This window comes from Nonomuraea sp. NPDC001636 (assembly GCF_040298265.1).
GTDB lineage: Bacteria > Actinomycetota > Actinomycetes > Streptosporangiales > Streptosporangiaceae > Nonomuraea.
On record NZ_JBEOZT010000044.1, the window covers coordinates 1 to 19,719 of the forward strand.

Genomic DNA, 19,719 nt, shown 5'->3' on the forward strand with positions numbered 1-19,719 from the left:
AGCCCTGCCTCGTGATGGCAGCAGCCGTCGAGCGTGACGTTGATCGAGTATCGAAGCGGTCTCATCTCGTTGCTCTCCCTTGATGCGCGCAGCGCGTTTCACCGGACGTGTACTTAGACGACTGTCGGCGCCATTTCTCATCGGCGCCCGATCCCATCTGCTCAACACCGTCGTGATGCGAACCAGACCGCAGACCGAGCGCGCGACCGATTCGGGCGCTGGGGGCGTTCGGGTTCGCAACGGGTCTCGGAGCGCCCCGCGAGACCTACTGCCCCTCCACGACATCCTCGCCAAACAGCCACCGCCCGGCCACCCAGACACAAACGCCTCCCGAAGAACCCAACACGGCCGGCTTCACCGAAGGCAGGGTTCAGGCCATCGTGACCGACCTGCAGCAGGCCGGCTTTCTTACACGTGAGCGCGTTGGTCGGCGCAACCGCGATGAACTCCATCTCGACCAGCACTTTCACGAGGCCGGGCTGCCCGTCGGTCTGCTGATCGCCATCCACGCCAGGGAGGACTTGGGATCGCACTCGGACCGGTCGTCCTCAGCCGAACAGCGGCGTCGGAGTCACCAGGTGGCACATCGCTCGCATGATCAACAGCGACGGCGAGGTTCCGCAACACCCTTTGAGCTTGTTCTTTATCCTCCTGATTGTTGTAGGGCTGCGAGTGCGGGACGCAGGTTCCGAAACCCGCGCCGGCGAGCCATGCGCAGCTGGATGTGCACGATGATGAGCAGCCAGGTCCAGCGGTCGGCGGCCTGGGCGGCGCGCAGCTTGGGCCGGGGCCGGCCAAGGGTCTGTTTCCGGAAGCGGTAGGTGTGCTCCAGGTCGAATCTGCGCAGGAAGGCTTGCCAGCTGCGGTCCATGTCCACGCCGGTGGCGCCGGTCTTGGAGGACCGGAGCCAGATGGGTGGCGCGTCTCGGTCGCCGGGCAGGTGCTCGACCTTCAGCCGGATCAGGGTGCCTTGGAGTCTTGTGTCAGGGCGTGCGGATCAGGGCAGGTCGGCACGGTTCCGTGTGCCGTCGTCCTCCCCAGAGGACTGCAACCATGCGGACCGCGCATCCAGCCTCGGCCGTCCGGCTCGATCAGGTGACGGGGCATGCGTTCCACGCTGAACGCGCCGCCGGAGGCGTCGCCGCTGCTCGACTGGTCGTGCGTGTGCGTAGAACGTCGCCGATGACAGCAAGGGTGCCCCTGCTGCGTGGACGGCTGCTTGCGTCGCACCAGCGGCCCTCTCGGCACGGTACGTTCCGTCATGCCTGATATGTCATGCAGCGTGGACATGTGCCGTTTTGCGTGTTCTCTTGGCAGAAGTGTCGCGGCGCACCTGCGCCCGAACGAAACGGAGGCAGCATGGACATGCACGAAGAAGTCCTCGACCTGGACGCGCTGGACGTCGCCACCGTGGAACTCCCCGGCTCCGAGGTGCTCGTCGAGGCCGTGGCCATGGGGCTGGGCAACACCGAGATCGGCGCTTCGGGCTGTACGTCGGGCAAGAGCTGGCTCATCTAGCGCGGCGGAACCCGCATGGCGATCTGGCGCCGGCGTTCGCCCACCGTGGTGGTCAGAGTCGCCGCCCTGCCCACGGCCGTCCTGGACGATCTGCGGTGCGAACGGACCTGGCGGACCGTCCAGGAGATCCTCAAGGGGCAGGCTCGCCTGTCCGCTGAGGGGCGGGAGCTCGCGCTCGCCCTGGAGCCGTGCATCGCGGACGTCCCTCCGGGGCGGGCGAGGTCCCGCCTGGTCGCACTCCGCCGGGCGCTGTACAACGGACGCCGTCCTGCGGCGTTCGCCGGCTCGGCCGAGCTTCCGGCCGAGCTGGAGCGGCGGCTTCGGCGGTGGCTGGAGGCGTCGCGGGCGAGCGAGCGGCTGCGGGCTTCGCTGCCCGCCGTCCTGGAGGAGGAACGCCAGGACAGGCACCGCAACCTTGGTAAATGGGCTTCGGCCGATGTCTTCACCCATGGCCTGGTCCAGGCGAGCCCGTCGCTGGCCGAGGCGCTGCGGCGCTGGCTCGATGCTCCCGGCGCCGCGCCGTCCCGGCGGCTGGACCTGCGGCTGAGCCGGTATCTCGCGCGGGTGGCGGCCAAGACCAGCCCCCACTCGACATTCACCATGATGGGACTCGGGTGCTGGGCCCCCGGGCCGGAAGCGGTCACCGTGACAGGCGAGGGGAACTGGCGCAGCGCGGCCGAGCCCGACCTGTGGCTGCTGCGCAGGCTGCTCGGTGACCTGGCCGCGACCGACGACGACCTCGCGGCCCGCTTCCTGGTCAGGCCCAACGCCGGCCTGAGCGAGGACGGCGATCGCCTGTGGTGGCTCAGCCGTACCGAGGACGCCTACCGGGGCATCCCGGCCACGCCGCCACTGCGCGCGCTCCTGAGCTCCCTGGCCGGCGCCCCGACGCTCGGCGAGGCGCGGCGGCTTGTCCCGCCGGCCACGCTCGCCCGGCTGATCGAGCTGGAGGTGCTGGAGACGTTCACGCCGGTCGCCGACCAGTCCGGCTCCCATCTGGCCGATCTGGCCCGGGGGCTGGCGCCGCATCCCGCCGCCGACGCGCTCACCGCGTTCGCGCGGGCGCTGGACCGCCACTCCGGCGCGGCGGGACTGAGCGCGCAACTGGCCTTCCAGCAGGAGGTCCGCGGCGCACTGCGCCGACTGGCCCCGTCCGGCACGAAGCTCCCGGACAAGAACCTCTTCCGCGACAACGCCGTCTTCGCCTCGCCCGCCACGCGCCTGGGGGAGGAGGCCTGGCGGGCCGCCCTGGACGATCTTGACCTGCTCCGCGAGCTGTTGGGGGTCTTCCAGCGCGACAACGAGATCCGGCTACTGGCCGCCGACCTCTTCGTACGGGCGTCCGGCGCCGGGGCACAGGTCCCGTTCGTCCGGTTCCACCGTACGCTGGCCGCGCAGCTCGCCACCCCCGAGGGCCGGGCGCTGCACGGTCTGCTCCATCGCGGTGGCGCGGCGGCGGAGAGTGTGAGCACCCTGCCCGCGGCGGTCGAGTTGCGGCGGTTCCGCGACCGTACCCTGAGGATGTTGCACGAGCAGCCGGAGACGCTGGCCGACTGGCTGTCCGGGCGGCCGGGCAGCGCCCGGCCGGTGCGCTCGCTGGCGTGCTACGTGCAGGTGCTGCCGGGGGACGGGCCCGTGCGGCTGGTGCTCAACAGCGTGGCGGTCGGTCATGGCGCCGCGCGCAGCCGCGTCCACCGGCTCCTGACGGTCGCGGGTCTCACGGACGAGCCGAATCCCGCCGAACCCGAGGATGGCGGGATTCCGGTTGAGATGACCGGGTTGTTCGGTCACAACGTCAACCTCCGCTCGGCCACGACCGTCCACGAGCTGAGCTATCCGGGCGCGGTCTCCGACCGGCCGCCCGGCGCGCGCCTCACTCTGGGGGAACTGGCCGTCCGCCACGATCCCGCCGCCGGGGAGCTTGAGCTGGTACGCGCCGCCGACGGCCGCCGCGTCCTGCCCCGCCACACGGGCCTGATCGCCACGCCGTTCCTGCCGCGTACGGCCCGGCTGCTGCTGCACCTGTTCGGCGATCAGCCCAGCGTCGCGGTGCCGACCTGGGCGTTGTTCGCCGAGCCGCCACGTCAGCCGCCTGAAGCGGTCGTGAGCAGGTCCAGGGTGTGGCTGGGCCAGGTCGTCGTGGCCCGCGCCACCTGGTACGCGGCCACGACCGACGTCCCGCGACGCCGGCCCGGCGAGCCCGAGACCGAGCACCTGCTGGCGCTGGCCCGCTGGTTCGCCGCGTCCGGCATCCCGCCCCGCTGCTTCGTCTTCTCCCTGGACCCGGGCACGTGGGGACAGGACCCCATGCGTACGGCACGGCTGGCCAAACCGACCTTCCTGGACCTGGCCGACCCTTCCCTGGTCGCCGCCTTCGAGCGGCAGCTCGGCGACAGCGGCACCTGTACGGCGTTCCAGGAGGTGCTGCCCGAGCCGGGCGACGGCCACGTCACGGAGTACGTGGTGGAGGTGGGCGATGGCTGAGCCGTGGATCTCGCTGCACGCCTTCCACCACGGCGGCACCGACCGGCTGATCGTCCAGGCGGTCGGCGGGCTGGTTCGCGAGCTCGCCGCCGAAGGCCTGCTGACGGGCTGCTTCTTCCTGCGCTACTGGGAGGGCGGGCCGCATCTGCGGCTGCGGCTCCTGCCGTCCGCCCGCCCGGAGGAGGTGGCCGAGCGTGCCACGGCGGCGCTGGAACGGCACCTCGCCGCCCACCCCTCGCCGGCCTCCTGGGACCCCGGCCGGTACGCCGCCACGGCCGAACGGTACGCCAGAGCCGAGCACCTCCTCCACTACGACCGGCGGGTACGCGCCCGCGACGGCGTGGAGGCCATCGCGTACCGCCCCGAGTACGGCACGTACGGCGGGCCGGAGGCGGTCGAGGCCGCCGAGCGGCACTTCCACGACTCCAGCCGCATCGCGCTCGCCCTGCTGGAGGGCGAGCTCGGGCCTGGACGCCGGGCCGGGTTCGCCGCCGCCGCCCTGATGCTCGCCCTGGCCGCCTGGGAACCGGACCCCGCCCGCCTCGCCCGTACGCTCCCCACCACCCGCGACCGTCGCTCCGCCCCTGGAGAACCGTCCGACCAGCCAGGGCCTTCCGACGGGCAGCGGGCCGCGCTCGCCGCGCAGCTCCTGCGCAGCCACCGCATCGCCGGCGGCGAGGAACACCCCCGCGCCGGCGATCCGCTCGGCGCCTGGTGGCGCTCGATCGACACCCTTCGTCATCGCGTCCTGGACCTCCAGGCCACCGGCCGATTCAATCCGGAACCCGCACAGTCCACCTTCGTCCCCTCCGGCGTCACCCGGCCGCGCGGCGACCTGCTGGTCCTCCTCCTGCGCTGCGTCCACCTGCTGTGCAACCGGCTCGGCCTTACGAGCGGGCACGAGTCACACCTGCGTCACCTCGTCGGCACCACCTACCGCGAACTGGAGCACCGGTGAACGACCTCACGACCCCCTGGCACAGCATCCAGGTCCGCTACTACCAGACCGACCAGGACGGCCTGATCCTCGACGCCGTGCGACCGCTGCTGGAGGAACTGGGGGAGCGGGTGCGGCAACCGTACTTCGTACGCCACTGGCGGCGCGGGCCGCACCTGCGACTCAACCTCCAGGCCCCCGACGACGCCTGGGACACGGACATCCTGCCGCTGGCCACCGACCGGCTCGGCCGCTACCTGCGCGACCACCCCTCACGGGCGGTTCTGGACGAGGCCGCACTGGAGCAGGCCCACCATGCGCTCGCCGTCCGGGAGAGCGATCACGGCCCGCTGAGGCCGTGGTATCCGGACAACACGCTTCAGACCGAACCGTACGAGGACCGCCTGCACGTGCTCGGCAGCCGTACCCTGCAGGACCTGCTCGACTCCTACCACGCCGAGAGCACCCGGATGGCGTTCGGGACGCTGGCCGCCATCCGCAGGGGCGAGCTGTCGCTCTTCCAGCTCAGCCTCGACCTGATGATCGCCTTCGCGCACACCAGCGTGCCGCCGATCTCGCGCGGGTACATGTCCTTCCGCTCCCACGCCGACGCCTTCGCCTCCTACTGCGTGGACCGCGACGGCGTGCGCGCCGGCTTCGAGGCCAAGTACCGCGCGCAGGAGCGGCAGCTCCGTGCCCTGGTGCGCCGCCGGGTGGCCGAGGTGGACACGGGCCGCACCCCGCCGCACGTCCGTGAATGGCTCGACTACGTCGAGCGCAGGAAGGCGATCGCCGCACCCCTCATCCGCGACGGGAAGATCGACCTCGACGCCGCCGCGCCCGAACCCGAGATGCGCCAGCTCCACACCATCGACTTCCACGAGATCCTGCTGGCCACCGGACGGTACAAGGACGAGGTGCTCGGCTCCGACTGGTTCCTCGGTCACCGGCTGGCCATCAACATGCTCTACGGCCACCTGGCCAGACTCGGGCTCGCACCGCTCCAGCGCTACCTGTTCTGCCACCTGATCGCGGCAGCGGTCGAGGCCGAGTACGGCGTCTCACCCGTGGAGAAGGCCACGGCCTGGGCGCGAGCCTGACATGGCCGGCGGCTCAGGACGTCGCGAACGTCATCGCGGAGCGGCCGCCCCGGTTCGGGAAGGATGAGGCACAGGCGCTCACGCGGCCATCCCAGGCCCTCCGGACAGGTCGACCGGCGGTAACGCGACAACATCACGGACATTGACGCGCGAACCGCACGCTGAGATCGGCGCTCATGGGCTGATGCGGTAGGGGCGCATCATTTCGTTGTCCTCGTGTTCGAGGATGTGGCAGTGCCAGACGAACAGACCCGGCCGGTCGAAGGTGGCCTTGATCCGGGTGACCTGGCCCGGGTAGGCGATGACGGTGTCCTTGAAGCCGCGCTCCCCTGCCTCCGGTGGCCGGGCGGGGGAGTGGAACGGGCGGCGGTCGACAATCTGGAAGAGGACTTCGTGGATGTGGATCGGATGGGCGTCCATGGTGAAGTTGTGGATCTCCCATGTCTCGGTGGCACCGACGGCGGGGTTCTCGGTGATCGGGTCGGACCACATCTTCGCCGTACCGCCTCGTTCCAGGGTGCCCAGAAGAACGGCCGCCGGTCCCGCGCCCGGCACCACCCTTGAGGCCCGCTCCAGCAGCGCCACCTTGCGGGTGGTGCCGGCTGCGCCGAGCGGGGTGAAGGTGGGCAGGACGAGATCGGCCGGTGGCACACTGCGGTCGGGTTCCGTCAGCGGGCGTACCGTGAATTTCAGGACCTGCCCTGTTGTTGCCGGGTCGGCCGGAGCGGCGGCGTGGCGGCCGTGGAAGGGGCCGTCCGGGGCCTCGTTGATCAGGAACAGTTCCGTCCCCGGGCGGACGCCGGTGAAGTCGACGATCACGTCGGCGCGTTCTGCCGGGGCCAGCAGCACCTCGCCGAGCTGCACGGACGCGGGCAGGAATCCTCCGTCGGATCCGATCTGCCAGAAGGGGAGGGCGGCGGACGCGGGCCGTCGGGCCAGCGGATTCGTGACGATCTTCAGATCGAGGAAGCGACCGTTGCACCCGTTGAGGAGCCGGAACCGGTAGCGGCGCGGCTCCACCGCCAGATGCGGCCAGGTGCGGCCGTTGGCCATCATGGTGGTGCCGTAGAACTCGGGGTTCCAAATGGGCGGGATGTCGCTGCGGGGAATGTACGGTCCGGCGAACCGGTCGAACCGCCTGCGGCTCGCCGGGTAGAACAGCGAGCCGTCGGCGGCGAAAGTCCTGTCCTGGATGACGATCGGGATTTCGTGGACTCCCTGGTGTCCGGTCGCGCCGGAGGCTCCTGCAGGCCCCGGCAGGACGCCCGGCGCGAGGTCGGCGGGACCGCCGCGCAGGAGGTAGAAGCCGGAGAGTCCGGCGTAGACGTTGAGCCGGGTGATGCCGAGGGTGTGGTCGTGGAACCACATGGTCGCGGGCCGCTGGTCGTTGCCGTAGTGGAAGGTCGCCGATCCCGCGCTCCAGGCGATTCCGTGCAGGTCGGCAAAAGCGGCTGCGAAACCGGCGTACTGCGATCCCTCGGTTGCGTACCCTGGCGGGATGTCCCGTGCCGCCGGCAGGAACCACGCTTCAGGATGGCCGTCGCTGTGGTCGGAGCTGTGCCCGCCGTGCAGGTGCGTGACGATCGGGACCGGCCCGAGGTAGCGGCCGGGTGTGTTGGCGAAGGCCGGTCGCGAGTCACGTCCCGCTGGTCCCCCGGGAGGGTTGGCCCAGTGCAGTGTCGGATCCACCGCCAGCGGATGAGCAAGAGTCCTCCCGTGGCCGTCGACCAGCTCGTTCACCCACTTGACCTGTACGGGACGGCCGACTCGGGCCTCCACCGTGAAAGCCGGGCTGTTGAAGCTCCGAGGCACCCCCGCCGCCCCGTAGCCCAGTACCGTCGTGGCCGGGCTGCCAGGTGGCAGGATCTGCAGGCGGAGCCGTCGCACGCCGATCACGTACCGGTCGATCGGGCCGGTTGTCGAGGCCGGTGGCATCACGGGCGGAATCGGCAGCGGGACGACGTACTTGGCGATGGACGCGGGGTTCATCAGGCTGCCGAGGGGGGCCACGGCAAGGTCCGAGCGGGAAACCAGGAGGAAGGCGCCACCCGCTCCGGCCTTCAGGAACCCCCGTCTCGTGATCATCTCCATCTCCCATTCCCGGGCGAGGGCCAAGGACCTTCGCTTCCAGCCTCCGAAGGGCCGCTGAGCCGCTTCCGGAATGCCGACAAAGCGCCTGTTGTGGGTATGTACCCCGCCTGAGCCGTTGACGGCGGCCCTTTGCCGTGATCCAGTCGTTTCCCGACTCTGTGCAGAACCATCTGCGCGCCTGCCAGAAATTGCATCCATGCAGGTCAAGGCGCTTGTGAGTACTCATGGAGGGCGCAGCAGAGCTGCCCGCACGCGTCACACCCCTTGGCCCTCTATGGTCTGGCAGGGGGAGGCGAACGGACTTGCGCCTGGTCCTTCCACCGCAACGGTTCAGCAGGACGCCGCACTCGGGAGCGACGCCATCGCTCCTACGGGCCGGTTCAGCGGGTCCGGTGGGCGCACCCCTCAGCGGAGCGAGTTCATGGGCACCGTCGAGACCGGCGCGCCGGTCAGGACGTTCACGCGGTCCAGGTAGGGCGGGGCGGGTTGACCATGGCCCAGCAGGCGCTGTGGGAGCGAACCTCGGCGAGGGGCTTGCCGCAGAAATTCGCCCACAGATGCCACTGGTTGCCGACCTGCACCGCATCCGGCAGAGCACGTCGAATCGCCTCCCCATAGGCACCTGACCCGTCCCGGCAGACGATCTCGACTCCAGGGTGCGGTCGCAGTCATGCCTCCAGCAGATCGGCACCGCGGCCGGTGCAGGACATCGATCCGCTCGCCGGTCTCGGCGTCAGTGAGGACGGTGGCATATCGATGCCGTCGCTTGAGAGCGAAGTCATCGACACCCAGCACGCGCGGGACCTGCAGCGGTGGCAGCGGCAGCCGCATCAGCAGGCGCAGCGCTGTGGACCTGGAGATCGTGACAGCCAGGACCGCTGACAGTCGAGACCCGGCCGGCCAGCGCCTGAACCACCGCGCCCAACTGGTCGGTGAGCCCATTCGTCCGACGCTGGTCGCGCTCAAGCAGCCCGGGAACCTGCTCCCGGAACGTCTGCCGAGGACATTCCCGCGCTGGGCAGAGCAGACGCCGGACCTGCAGCGACACCATCACCGGCCGCCCGTCGACCGGGACATCCCTGACCGTCCGGCGGCTGGCCTAGCTGTGCACCCGACCGGTCGGCACCCCACATGCCGGGCACGGCATCGGTTCGGTGCGCGTTCGGGCCATCACCTGGATGTGGTTGCCCTCGTCTTCTACGCCCTCGATGACCAGGGCAGACGCGCGAACACGACATCCGTAAGATCGTCGATTTCAGCCCGGCACAGCCTGGCAGGGATCACTCAGCGCCACCACCGATTACGAGCCAGAGCCCCTGAAGTGACAACCTCTCGGCCACCACTTTCCGTCACCACCGAAGGCGGGCCAGAGCCGAAACCCGGACACACCCGTGCGCGACGGACATGGCCGAACCCACTTCCTGTTGCTGCTCTTGCGGCCGCTGTTCCCGATCGGCACTACCCGCGCGGCGGGCCGACCAGACAATGGGCGGGGGCCAGCGCTGTCTTACTCCGACGGGCACGACGCAAGCCGCTACCGGGCGTTGCAGTGATCTCCAAGTGAGCCACCAGAAGCGATTGCGACGATCTTGGCGTCCGAGCCGCCTGGCAGGAGCGGGCGGCGGATTCGCAGGTATGCATCCACTGGGGGGAGCATGACCATCAGCGGGGAGGAGACGCGTCCGGGCACGGGCCCGATGAGCGTCTGCCTGATCGGGAAGTACCCGCCGATCGAGGGCGGGGTCAGCGCGCAGACCTACTGGGCGGCGCGGTTGCTGGCCGAGCGCGGCCACCACGTCTACGTGGTGACCAACGCCGACGAGGTCGAGGAGCAGTTCCGGCTTGGACTCGGGGACGACGACGCCGCCGAGTACCAGCCTTGTTTCCCCGGCGGCGGCTTCGTCCGGGTCTTCCGGCCGGAGCGGTTCGGGCGGCGCATGGACCACATCCCCCAAAGCAACCCGTTCGTCAGCAAGCTGGCGGGGCTGGCCCTGCAGGTGGTGCGCGAGTTCGGTTGCGACGTCGTGGTGGGCTCCTACCTGGAGCCGTATGGCGTGGCCGCGCATTTGGTGAGCAGCTGGACCGGGTTGCCGTTGCTCGTCCAGCACGCCGGCAGCGACCTGGACCGGCTCATGCGCGTCCCCGAGCTCGGGGCCGCGTATCAGGAGGTGTTCCGCGCCGCGCACACCGTCATCACCAAGCCCGGACTGGTCGGCAGGTTCCTCGGCATGGGGGTTGCCCGCGACGCGATCCGCATGTCGCCGCCGTACGCGGTGCCACCGTGCTTCCATCCGGACGCCGTGCCGTTGTCGGCCGAGGAGATCGGCGCCCTGGCACGCTCGCTGCCCGGCGCGCCGCCGATGCCCGCGTACGACTCGTCCCTCCCCACCATCGGCATGTACGGCAAGCCGGGCGAGTTCAAGGGCACCCTCGACCTGATCTCCGCGCTCGGCCGGGTGCGGGCCTCCGGTAGGTCGTTCAACCTGCTGCTGCTGTCAGGCCGTGCCCGTACGGAGATGTTGCGCGAGGCGGTCGCCGTCCACGGCCTGGAAGAGCACGCCTGGCTGCTGCCGTTCGTGCCGCATTGGAAGGTGCCACGTTTCATCCGGGCCTGCACGGCGACGTGTTTCCTCGAACGTGACTTTCCCGTGGTCATCCATGGGCCCGTCGTGCCGCGCGAGGTACTGGCCTCCGGGACGTGCCTGGTGTTGTCCGGCGAGATTCACGACAAGCAGATCTACCGCGAAACGCTCGGCGACGGGGACAACTTCGTGCTGGTGCCCGACCCCAAGGAGCACGACGTCCTGGCCGACCGGCTCCAGGGGCTGATCGACCGGCCGGAGACCGCCGCCGGGATCGGCGCGCGCGGGCGGCTGGTGGCCGCGGACTTCCCCGGTTCCGGCCTGTTCGCCGAGGCGTGGGAGGCGCTGCTGAACGACGCGGCCGGACGTGTGCCGTCCGCCGGCCCGGTCGCCCCGCCTGTGCGGAGGACGTTCGCCGAGTGGGTGGAGGGACGGCTGCCGTGGGCCCGCGACGTCCTCGGTGACGTGCTGGACGAGCTGACCGCCGGCTTCGTCGCGGACCACCCGGTTTCCGACAATTCACCAGCCGCTGACGGGGCCGACAGTGTGGTGCTGGACGCGTACTGCGAGCATTTGGATAAGCGGTATGAGGGCCCGGCGGCCGGCCAGGTCCGCGAGCTGGTCCGCTATCAGCGGGCCCGGTTGTGGGCGCTACGGGTCGGAGAGCCATGTCCCGGCCCCGTCATGCCGCCCGCGCCGGACGCGCTCGCCGGCCAGCCCATCACCCTCGAGTCGGTGGGCACGCTGCATCCGCTGCTGAGGGCTGAGATCCGCCTCGAACGCTTCGGCGGGGAGACCGTACGCCAGTTCTGCCGGACGGGCGGCGCGAACGAGCGGCCCGGCCACGACCGGGTCGTGGTGTGCTTCGCCCGCCTGGCCAACCTCGCCACCACCGAACTGCGCATGAACGAGGCGACCGCCATGCTGCTGGACACCTGTGACGGCAGCGTGCCGACCATCACGCTGGTGGAGCACCTGGCCCGGGGCGGCGGGGCGGAGCCGTCGGAGCTGACGCCCAGGCTGCTTGGCACGCTGGCCAAGCTGTATCGGGCTGGGCTGCTGGTGTTCACCCGCCCGCCCGCGCCGCAGGGCTGATCTGCGGCATCGCACGGGGCCGGGCTCTCGCCCCGCTGATCGAGCCGGGCCGTGCCCCCTTGCCTCGGAACGCGTACGGCGGGGCGCCCGCCCGCGTCCGGCGCGCCCGGCGGAGAGAAAGGAAGAGGCCGATGACCACCACGCAGTCACCCGCGCTCGCGCTGGAGTTCGAGCTGGAGCAGCTCGCCACCCGGTTCGCCGCGGCCGAGCCGGAGGTTTCCTGCGCGGGCTGTTCCGGCTGCAAGTCGTAGCGGCCCGCGCCACTCAGGCTCCGACCGGGACAGCCCGGCCGGATCTCGGACGGGTCTTCCGTCCGGGAGATCCACCTCACGAAGAGGAGAGTCACGATGAGCACGATGACCATGGAGGGCCTGGCCCTTAGCGGGGCTGCGCTGGAGTTCGAGCTCGAGCAGCTCGAGTCGAAGATCGTGATGGCTCAGCCGCAGGTGTCCTGCAGCGGCTGCGGCAGCTGCTCGGGCTGCGCCCACAGCGGCTGCTCGGGCTGCGCCCACTAGCGGCCGGCAAGGCGCCTCGTCATGGCGTCTGCTGAAGGCGCCTGTGACGAGAACTGTTGACGGCATCGTCCGTTGACGGCGCTGGAGATCACCGGGCGCGGCGGATCCCCGCCGCGCCCGGCATGCCGCCCGCTCGGCGTACCGGGTACGCCGAGCGGGCGGCTGTCACATCCCGTCCACCATGAGGAGTCACGCATGTTCGACGATCTACCGGAGCTCGGAGCAGGGCTCGGCTACCGAATGCCGCTGCACGAGCAGACGATGGCCGCCGACGACGAGATCGACTTCCTTGAGATCATTTCCGACCAGTACCTGTACGCGGCCCCCGACAAGATGGACCGCCTGCTCGCGCTGCGCGAACGTTTCCCGCTGATCCCGCACGGCGTCGGCCTGTCGATCGGCACTGATGTGCTTCCCGATCCGAACTACCTGTCCCGGCTGGCCACCCTGGTGGAGCGGACCGGCGCACCCTGGTTCAGCGACCACTTGAGCTTCACCCGGACGCCGGAGACCAACATTGACCAGCTCACCCCACTGTGGTTCACCGAGGAGAGCCTGCGTATCGTCTGCCGCAACGTCAAGGAGGTCACCTCCAGGATCGACGCGTCCTTCCTGCTGGAGAACATCACGTACTACGCCGAGTTGCCCGGCGGGGAGATGAGCGAGGCGGAGTTCACCTCCCGCGTGCTGGAGGAGACCGGTGCCGGCCTGCTGCTGGACGTGAACAACGTTTGGGTCAACTCCGTCAACCTGGGCTTCGACCCGTACGAGTTCCTGGACGCCATCCCGCTGGAGCGGACGGTGCAGATCCACATCGCCGGCGGCAAGGAGATCGGCGGCATGCTCGTCGACACGCACAGCGAGCCGGTGGACGAGGAGGTCTGGAAGCTGCTCGACCACGTGCTCGACCGTGCCCCGGTGAAGGCCGTGCTGCTGGAGTGGGACCAGGGGTGGCCGGAGTTCGGCGAGATCGTGGAGCACGTACGGCGGGCGCGGGACCTGATGCGCCGGGAACGGCCGGTCCGCGGCGGGGCCTGCGCATGAGCATCCTGGACATGCAACGAGCCTTCAGCAGGATGCTGACCGACAAGGCGTTCCAGCGGATGTTCCTGGACGGCGACCCGGCCGCCACCGAGCTGTACCAGCTCAGCGAGGCCGAGACGGCGAGCCTGCGCGGCATGGATCGGGGACGGCTGGCCCTGCAGGCGGAGTTGCTCGCCAACAGCAGACTTGAGCTGGGGCTCGGCGCGCTGCCGCTGACCTCGCTGCTGCTGCACCACCAGTTGCACGATCACGTGGACCGGTTCTGCGCCGAGTTCCCGCCCGTGCCCGGGTCCAACGGCGCGATGATCGTGGAGGCCGAGCGGTTGTGCGAGTTCGCCGTACGGCTCCTGCGGGAGGGCGCGCTGGAGCCGGCCTGGGCCGAGGACGTCGTCGCCTATGAACGGGTGCTGCTCGACCTCAGCACCAGCGGCGAGGCGTGGGAGGGGGCGGCGACGATCGCCCTGGTCAATGACGGTTCCGCCGCGCTCGCCACCGGAGACCTGTTGGGCCTCGTCCCGGTCACTGCGGCCAACACCAGGATCGTCCCGTTCTTCCACGACCTCGCCGAGTTGGTGCCCCGGCTGGAGAACGGCGAGGTCCCCGCCGAGGTGACCCGGTTGGAGTGGCCGCAGCTTCTGCTGTTCATCAAGCGGCCGGCCGCGGTGTTCGTCCGCCGCATGCGGGTGAACGCCGCGACGGCCGCGCTCATGGAGGCCAGCGACGGGCGGCGTACCGTCGCCGAGGTGTGCGCGGCTGTGGCGGGCGCGTCGGGCGCGGGCGCGCTCACCCCGGCGGCGCGGCAGGCCGCCCTGGACATGTTTCTGCTGCTCAGGGAGCACGGCGCGATCGGCCTGCGCCCCCGATCGGACGAGACGCCCACGGTGTACGACGGGGCCGCGGCGACTGACGGAAGGGACGACTGAAGTGTGCGGAATCGTAGCCGTGATCGGCGAGGGTGTGGCCGAAGGGAGCGCCTCCCTGCTGAGGGAGATGACGCGGACGCTGGCCCATCGAGGGCCGGACGACTCGGGCGTACACCTGTCCGGTGACGTCGGGCTGGGTTCACGGCGGCTGAGCGTCATCGACGTCGAGGGTGGCCGTCAGCCCATCGAGTCGACCGACGGGCGGCTGCGCGTGATCGCCAACGGCGAGATCTACAACCACCGCGAGCTGCGCGAGAGCCTCCGGGCACGCGGCCACACCTTCGTCACGGGCTCCGACAGCGAGGTCGTCCTGCACCTGTACGAGGAGTACGGCGACCGGTGCGTGGAGCACCTGCGCGGCATGTACGCCTTCGCGGTCGCGGACGGCGACCGGGTGCTCCTGGCCCGCGACCCGCTGGGCATCAAACCCCTGTACCACGCCCGCCTGGACGACGGAGTGCTGCTGTTCGCCTCGGAGATCAAGGCACTGCTGCGCGTCCCCGGGCTCGACGGCGAGCTGGACCCGCAGGCGTTCGCCGACACCCTGGTACTGGGCCACCCCGCAGGCGACCACACCTATTTCCGACACATCCGCAGCGTGCCACCCGGCCACACGATGACCGTCTCCGCCGCCGGGGCCGGTGCCGCGGTCCCCTTCAGAACTGCCCCGGATCCCGTTGGGAGCGGCGAGGAGGCAGCCCCCGTTTCCTTCGACGAGGCGGTGGACCTGCTGATCGGCCGCCTGGGCGACGCCGTCCGCTCGCATCTGGTGGCCGACGTCGAGGTCGGGCTCACCCTGTCGGGCGGGCTCGACTCCGCCGTGCTGGCCACGTTGATGCGCCGGGAGCGGGGCGGGCCGTTCCGCGTGTACAGCGTCGCCGACTCCGACGGGCACCCCGACCTGGTGCAGGCCCGCGCCCTCGCCACCTCAATGGGGCTGCCGCACCAGGTGAGCGTGCTGGACTTCGACACCTACCTGCAGAGCGTGCCCGCCTACCTGTGGTCGGCCGAGGCGCCCGCAGGCCTGGGCGGGCTGCCGCTTTACCACCTGGCCGGGCTGGTCGCCCGCGACCTGAAGGTGTGCCTGAACGGCGAGGGCGCCGACGAGCTGTTCGGCGGGTACACGGAATACCTCGACCGGGGCCCACGTGCCCGCTACCTCGCTACGCAGTTGCCGAAGTTGCGACGGCTGGCCGCGTTGCCGAGCCCACGGGCCAGGGAGATCCTCGACGGTCTGTCGGGTGAGCGCCCGTACGGCGACTACCTGGAGCGGGTCCTCGCCGACAACATGCGCGATCAGCTCGTCCGGCTGCACCTGGAACCGCTGGACAAGTCGTCGATGGCGGTCGGTCTGGAGATGCGGGTCCCGTTCATGGACGACTCCCTGGTGCGGTTCGTCACCTCGCTGCCGACCACCTACAAGGTGGACGCACGTTTCGGGTTCCAGAAGCACCTGCTGCGGCGGGCCGCCCTGCGGTTGTGCGGCGGCGACGGGCCGCTGGCCGACAGCGTCCTGCGCCGCAAGATTGGCGCGCCGTCGTCGGGAGTGCGGCTGCGCGGCCGGTTGGAACGGCTGTGCGAACGGTCGCTGCCGGACGACTACCGCGAGAGGCACGAGTTCGGCTTCTGCTTCGACAGCAACCTGGAACTGCTGGTGTTCGACCTCTTCACGGAGATATTCGTGACCGGACGGGGCGCCTACCCACACGGCCTGTCGCTGCTGGACTTCATCGCCGAGCGCGCGGGACGGCCGGTCGCCTCGCTCGTCCCCGCAGCCGATGTCGGCTGACCGCCCCGTCGACGGGTCGGCGCGCACGCTGCCGCGGCTGCTCGGGCTGCTGAGGCCGTACTGGGCGCGTACGAGCGTGTCCTTCGGTCTCGGGGTCGTCATGATCGTGGCTTCGGCACTGCTGCCGCTGGCCATCAGGGCGGTGATCGACGACGCGATCGTGCCGGGCAGGCCCGGCCTGGTCGCCACCGGGGTCGCGGTGCTGCTGGCCCTGGCCGTGATCCGCTGGGTCTGCGGCTCGGTGCGGCGCGCAGTCGGCGGCCATGTCGCGCTGGACGTCGAATACGGCCTACGGTCGCGGCTCGCCCGCCGGATCCTGCAGCTCGAACCCGCCTGGCACGACGGCGTCGCGACTGGGCAGGTGCTCTCCAGGCTCGGTTCCGACATGGCCGCGATCCGGTTCTTCCTCTCCTACGGGTTCATCTTCGCAATCCTGAACGCGCTCACCGCCATCGCCGCCCTGACCCAGATGGCCGTCCTGTCCCCCAGGCTCACCGTGGCCGCGGTGGCGATCCTGCCTCTGTTCGCGCCGGCCGCGGTGCGGTACGACAGGACGCTGGGCGTGATGTTCCGCAGCCTGCAGCGCAAGGAGGGTGAACTGTCCGCGGAGGCAGAGGAGAGCGCCGCCGGGGTCCGCGCAATCAAGGCACTCGGCCTGCGGCGGCAGCGCCAGACCCGCTTCGACGACGTCAGCGCGGGCCTGATGGCGGAGAACCTGGCCATGGCCCGCGTACGCGCCCGATACAGCCCGCTGCTCGGCGCCCTGCCCGCCGTGGGCCAGGCGGCGATCCTGTGGTACGGCGGCCGGCTGGTCATCCAGGGCCAACTGACACTGGGCACCCTCGTCTCCTTCACCACCTACCTGCTGCTGCTCACCGGTCCGCTGCAGGCGCTCACCTCCCTGTCGGCCGTCACCCGGCGGGCGATGGCCGCCGCCGAACGCGTCTTCGAGGTGCTGGACCGGCCGCCGGCCATCGCCGACCGAGCCGCCGCCGTACCGCTGCCGGCGCTGCCGCACGGCGCCCAGGTCACGTTCGAGGGCGTGAGCATTTGCCACGAAGGGGCACGACGGCCGGTACTCGAACAGATCGACGTGACCGTGGCACCCGGCGAGCGCGTCACCTTCACCGGCTCCAGCGGGACGGGTAAGTCGACGCTGCTGGCGCTCGTCCCCCGCCTGGCCGCGCCTACCGCGGGACGGGTCCTGCTGGACGGGCACGACCTCGCCGACCTCACACTCGGCTCGCTGCGTTCCCAGGTCGCGCTCGTTACGCAGGAGCCGGTGCTGCTGTCCGGCACGCTCAGGGAGAACGTCGCACTGGGCCGCCCCGGCGCAGGCGACGACGAGATCCGCGCCGCGCTGTACGCCGCCGCGGCGCTCGACCTGGTGGAGACCTTGCCGGGCGGCTTGGACGCGGTGCTGGGCGAGCAGGGGAACAGCCTGTCGGGCGGGCAGCGCCAGCGTGTGGCCATCGCCCGCGCCCTGCTGCTACGCCCGCGGGTCCTGCTCCTGGACGACGCGCTGTCCCAGGTGGACGCGATGACCGAGGCGGCCGTGCTGGAGCGGCTGCCCGCCGCTCTCGGCGGCGCCACCGTGCTGGCCACTGGTGACGGCACGGCGCGCCGCTTCGCCACCCGTGTGATCCGCCTCGGCGACGCCCCGGCCTCCGCCGACGAGGACGCCGGGGACGAACTGAGCATGACTAGCGTGGAAGGTGCACGATGAACGATCCGTCACCAGCGGCATGGCTGCGGCCGATGGTCGTCGTCCACCGGCGAGCACTCGCCGTCGGCTGCGCCGCCGTACTGGCGCGAACGGCCGCCGGGCTGGGCCTGCCGTACCTGGTGAAGGTGGGCATCGACGAAGGGGTGGTGCCCGGCGATCCCGGCGCGCTCACCTGGGCGGTGCTCGGCTGCGCCGCCGTCATCGCGATGCAGGCAGCGGTCGCGCGGATCGAGACGCTGGCGCTGGCACAGGTGGCTCAGCGCGTGCTGCACGCGGTGCGCTCCCGGCTCTTCGCCCACCTGCAGCGATTATCGCTTGACTTCCACGAGCGCGAGCGGGTCGGCGGCGTGGTGGCGCGCCTTACCGGCGACGTCGCCTCGATGCAGCCGCTCGTCGCCGAGGCCCTGGTGAACCTGGTGACCAGCTTGGTGACGATGGCGGGAGTCGCCCTCGTGCTGGTGGTGCTCGACTGGCGGCTGGCGGTGGCGGTGCTGACGATCGCACCCTTCCTGGCGGTGCTGGTCGTCTGGTTCAGACGGCGTTCGGCGGCGGCGTGGCGACGGGTACGTGAGGCGTCGGCCGCCGCATCGGCCGAGGCGCGGGAGAGCGTCGCGGCGGTGGCCGTCCTGCAGGCGTTCCGGCGTGAGGAGGTCACGCTGGAACGCCTGGCCAACCGGTACGGCGCAGAGCGGATCGCCAATCGCCGGCCGATCGACCTGGCCTCGATGTTCTTCCCCACCGTGGAGTTCGGCGGGGCGGTCGCCACCGCCGTCGCCCTGGCCGTAGGTGGTCACCGGGTGATCGACGGCGCTCTGGAGATCGGCACGCTGGCTGCGTTCCTCATCTACCTGCGGTTACTGTTCGACCCGGTGTTCCAGCTAAGCGAACTGCTCGACAGCGTGCAGTCCGGGATGGCGGGGGCCGCGCGGATCACCGGCGTGCTCGCGCAGCAGCCGTCGGTGCAGGACCCGCCCGCACCGGTGCCGCTGCCTGCCGCCGGCGCGGAGCTGCGGATGTCCGGTGTGCGCTTCGCCTATCCCAGGGCGGACGGTGAGCCCGGCCCGGAGGCGCTGTGCGGCGTAGACCTCGTCGTCCCCGCCGGGCACACGCTGGCGCTGGTGGGGGCGACCGGCGCCGGCAAGTCCACCATTGCCAAGCTGCTCACCCGCTGCTACGACCCGGACGCGGGCAAGATCTCCCTCGGTGGCGTCGACCTACGCACGACCAGCGAGGACGAGCTGCTCCGCGTGGTCGCCTACGTCCCGCAGGAGCCGTTCCTGTTCGCCGGCACGGTGCTGGACAACCTGCTGCTCGGCAAGCCCGGCCGTGACAGGGCCCAGGCCGAGGTCGCGCTGGAGGCCATCGGCGCGGAACCGGCCATCCGGCGCCTGGACCGTGGACTTGACACACCGGTCGGCGAACGCGGCGAGCGGCTGTCCATGGGCGAGCGCCAGCTGCTCGCCTTCGCCCGCTTGTGGATCGACGCCCCCCAGGTGCTCGTGCTCGACGAGGCCACCGGCCATCTGGACGAGGAGTCCGAGGAACGGGTCCAGGAGGCGCTGCGCAGGCTGCGGCGCAGCCGTACGGTCCTGGTCATCGCGCACCGGCTCACCACGGTCACCGAGGCCGACCAGGTGGCGGTGATCGACGGTGGCCAGGTGGTGCAGGCGGGCCCGCCCGCCGACTTGCTGGCGTCGGGCGGCCCGTTCGCCGCGCTCTACAGCCGCTGGCTGCGGGCGGCCGGCCGGTGAGCCGTCTCCGCGCGTACGGGTGCGGCCGGCCGCACTACCCTGTCCGGGCAGGCGCGGCGGCACATGACTGACTGAGGCGCCCAGCAGATTCCGGATAGTCGGCTACATAAGCTGACACCGACATCGGATCGTGAGCGCGCAGGAGAAGCGTCGGGCGCTCTCTG

General features: G+C 70.9%; 13 protein-coding genes and 1 pseudogene. 11 read left to right on the forward strand and 3 right to left on the reverse strand.

What is annotated here, in order from left to right; translation table 11 throughout:
- Positions 1 to 643: 643 nt before the first annotated feature.
- A complete protein-coding gene (locus ABT158_RS46770; protein WP_352365189.1) occupies positions 644 to 871 on the reverse strand; it encodes a hypothetical protein in 228 nt (75 codons plus the stop codon).
- A gap of 488 nt (positions 872 to 1,359) precedes the next feature.
- On the opposite strand from ABT158_RS46770, the gene ABT158_RS46775 reads away from it, so the two are divergent.
- From ABT158_RS46775 to ABT158_RS46790, 4 genes are read left to right on the forward strand one after another with little or no spacing between them, the layout of a single operon-like run.
- Positions 1,360 to 1,518: a hypothetical protein gene (locus ABT158_RS46775; RefSeq protein WP_352365191.1), complete on the forward strand. Its 159-nt coding sequence runs from the start codon at positions 1,360 to 1,362 to the stop codon at positions 1,516 to 1,518.
- 15 nt (positions 1,519 to 1,533) lie between these two features.
- Positions 1,534 to 4,002 (forward strand): lantibiotic dehydratase family protein, encoded by a 2,469-nt coding sequence (locus ABT158_RS46780; protein WP_352365193.1) that lies wholly within the window; start codon positions 1,534 to 1,536, stop codon positions 4,000 to 4,002.
- On the forward strand, positions 3,995 to 4,960 hold the full coding sequence (locus ABT158_RS46785; protein WP_352365195.1) for a lantibiotic dehydratase C-terminal domain-containing protein: 966 nt from the start codon (positions 3,995 to 3,997) through the stop codon (positions 4,958 to 4,960). Before ABT158_RS46780 ends, ABT158_RS46785 begins: the two co-directional genes overlap by 8 nt.
- The gene (locus ABT158_RS46790) at positions 4,957 to 6,039 is read left to right on the forward strand and encodes a thiopeptide maturation pyridine synthase (RefSeq protein WP_352365197.1); all 1,083 of its coding nucleotides are present in this window, start codon (positions 4,957 to 4,959) and stop codon (positions 6,037 to 6,039) included. Before ABT158_RS46785 ends, ABT158_RS46790 begins: the two co-directional genes overlap by 4 nt.
- Positions 6,040 to 6,213: 174 nt before the next feature.
- Here ABT158_RS46790 and ABT158_RS46795 read toward each other — a convergent pair whose 3' ends face one another.
- Both ABT158_RS46795 and ABT158_RS46800 read right to left on the reverse strand, forming a co-directional pair.
- Positions 6,214 to 8,328 carry a multicopper oxidase family protein gene (locus ABT158_RS46795; RefSeq protein ID WP_352365199.1) on the reverse strand — a complete coding sequence of 705 codons (2,115 nt, stop codon included), beginning with the start codon at positions 8,326 to 8,328 and terminating at the stop codon, positions 6,214 to 6,216.
- 265 nt (positions 8,329 to 8,593) lie between these two features.
- Positions 8,594 to 9,346 (reverse strand): annotated as a pseudogene (locus ABT158_RS46800) (ISL3 family transposase); the annotation flags it as partial.
- Positions 9,347 to 9,785: 439 nt separating this feature from the next.
- Between ABT158_RS46800 and ABT158_RS46805 the strand changes: the two are divergent.
- The 7 genes from ABT158_RS46805 (at position 9,786) to ABT158_RS46835 (ending at position 19,555) form a co-directional block, all read left to right on the forward strand.
- Positions 9,786 to 11,807, forward strand: coding sequence for a glycosyltransferase (locus tag ABT158_RS46805; protein ID WP_352365201.1), 2,022 nt, complete (start codon positions 9,786 to 9,788; stop codon positions 11,805 to 11,807).
- Between the two features lie 347 nt (positions 11,808 to 12,154).
- Entirely contained in the window at positions 12,155 to 12,322 is a 168-nt protein-coding gene (locus tag ABT158_RS46810; protein ID WP_352365203.1) for a hypothetical protein, read from the forward strand.
- A 195-nt stretch (positions 12,323 to 12,517) separates the two neighbouring features.
- Positions 12,518 to 13,366: an MbnB/TglH/ChrH family RiPP precursor modification enzyme gene (locus ABT158_RS46815; RefSeq protein WP_352365205.1), complete on the forward strand. Its 849-nt coding sequence runs from the start codon at positions 12,518 to 12,520 to the stop codon at positions 13,364 to 13,366.
- Between the two features lie 11 nt (positions 13,367 to 13,377).
- Positions 13,378 to 14,289: a hypothetical protein gene (locus ABT158_RS46820; protein WP_352365207.1), complete on the forward strand. Its 912-nt coding sequence runs from the start codon at positions 13,378 to 13,380 to the stop codon at positions 14,287 to 14,289.
- A 1-nt stretch (position 14,290) separates the two neighbouring features.
- Positions 14,291 to 16,078 carry an asparagine synthase (glutamine-hydrolyzing) gene (asnB, locus tag ABT158_RS46825; protein WP_352365209.1) on the forward strand — a complete coding sequence of 596 codons (1,788 nt, stop codon included), beginning with the start codon at positions 14,291 to 14,293 and terminating at the stop codon, positions 16,076 to 16,078.
- Positions 16,068 to 17,804, forward strand: coding sequence for an ABC transporter ATP-binding protein (locus tag ABT158_RS46830; protein WP_352365211.1), 1,737 nt, complete (start codon positions 16,068 to 16,070; stop codon positions 17,802 to 17,804). Before asnB ends, ABT158_RS46830 begins: the two co-directional genes overlap by 11 nt.
- Positions 17,801 to 19,555, forward strand: a complete 1,755-nt coding sequence (locus ABT158_RS46835) for an ABC transporter ATP-binding protein (RefSeq protein WP_352365213.1) — start codon at positions 17,801 to 17,803, stop codon at positions 19,553 to 19,555. Before ABT158_RS46830 ends, ABT158_RS46835 begins: the two co-directional genes overlap by 4 nt.
- Positions 19,556 to 19,719: the final 164 nt, after the last annotated feature.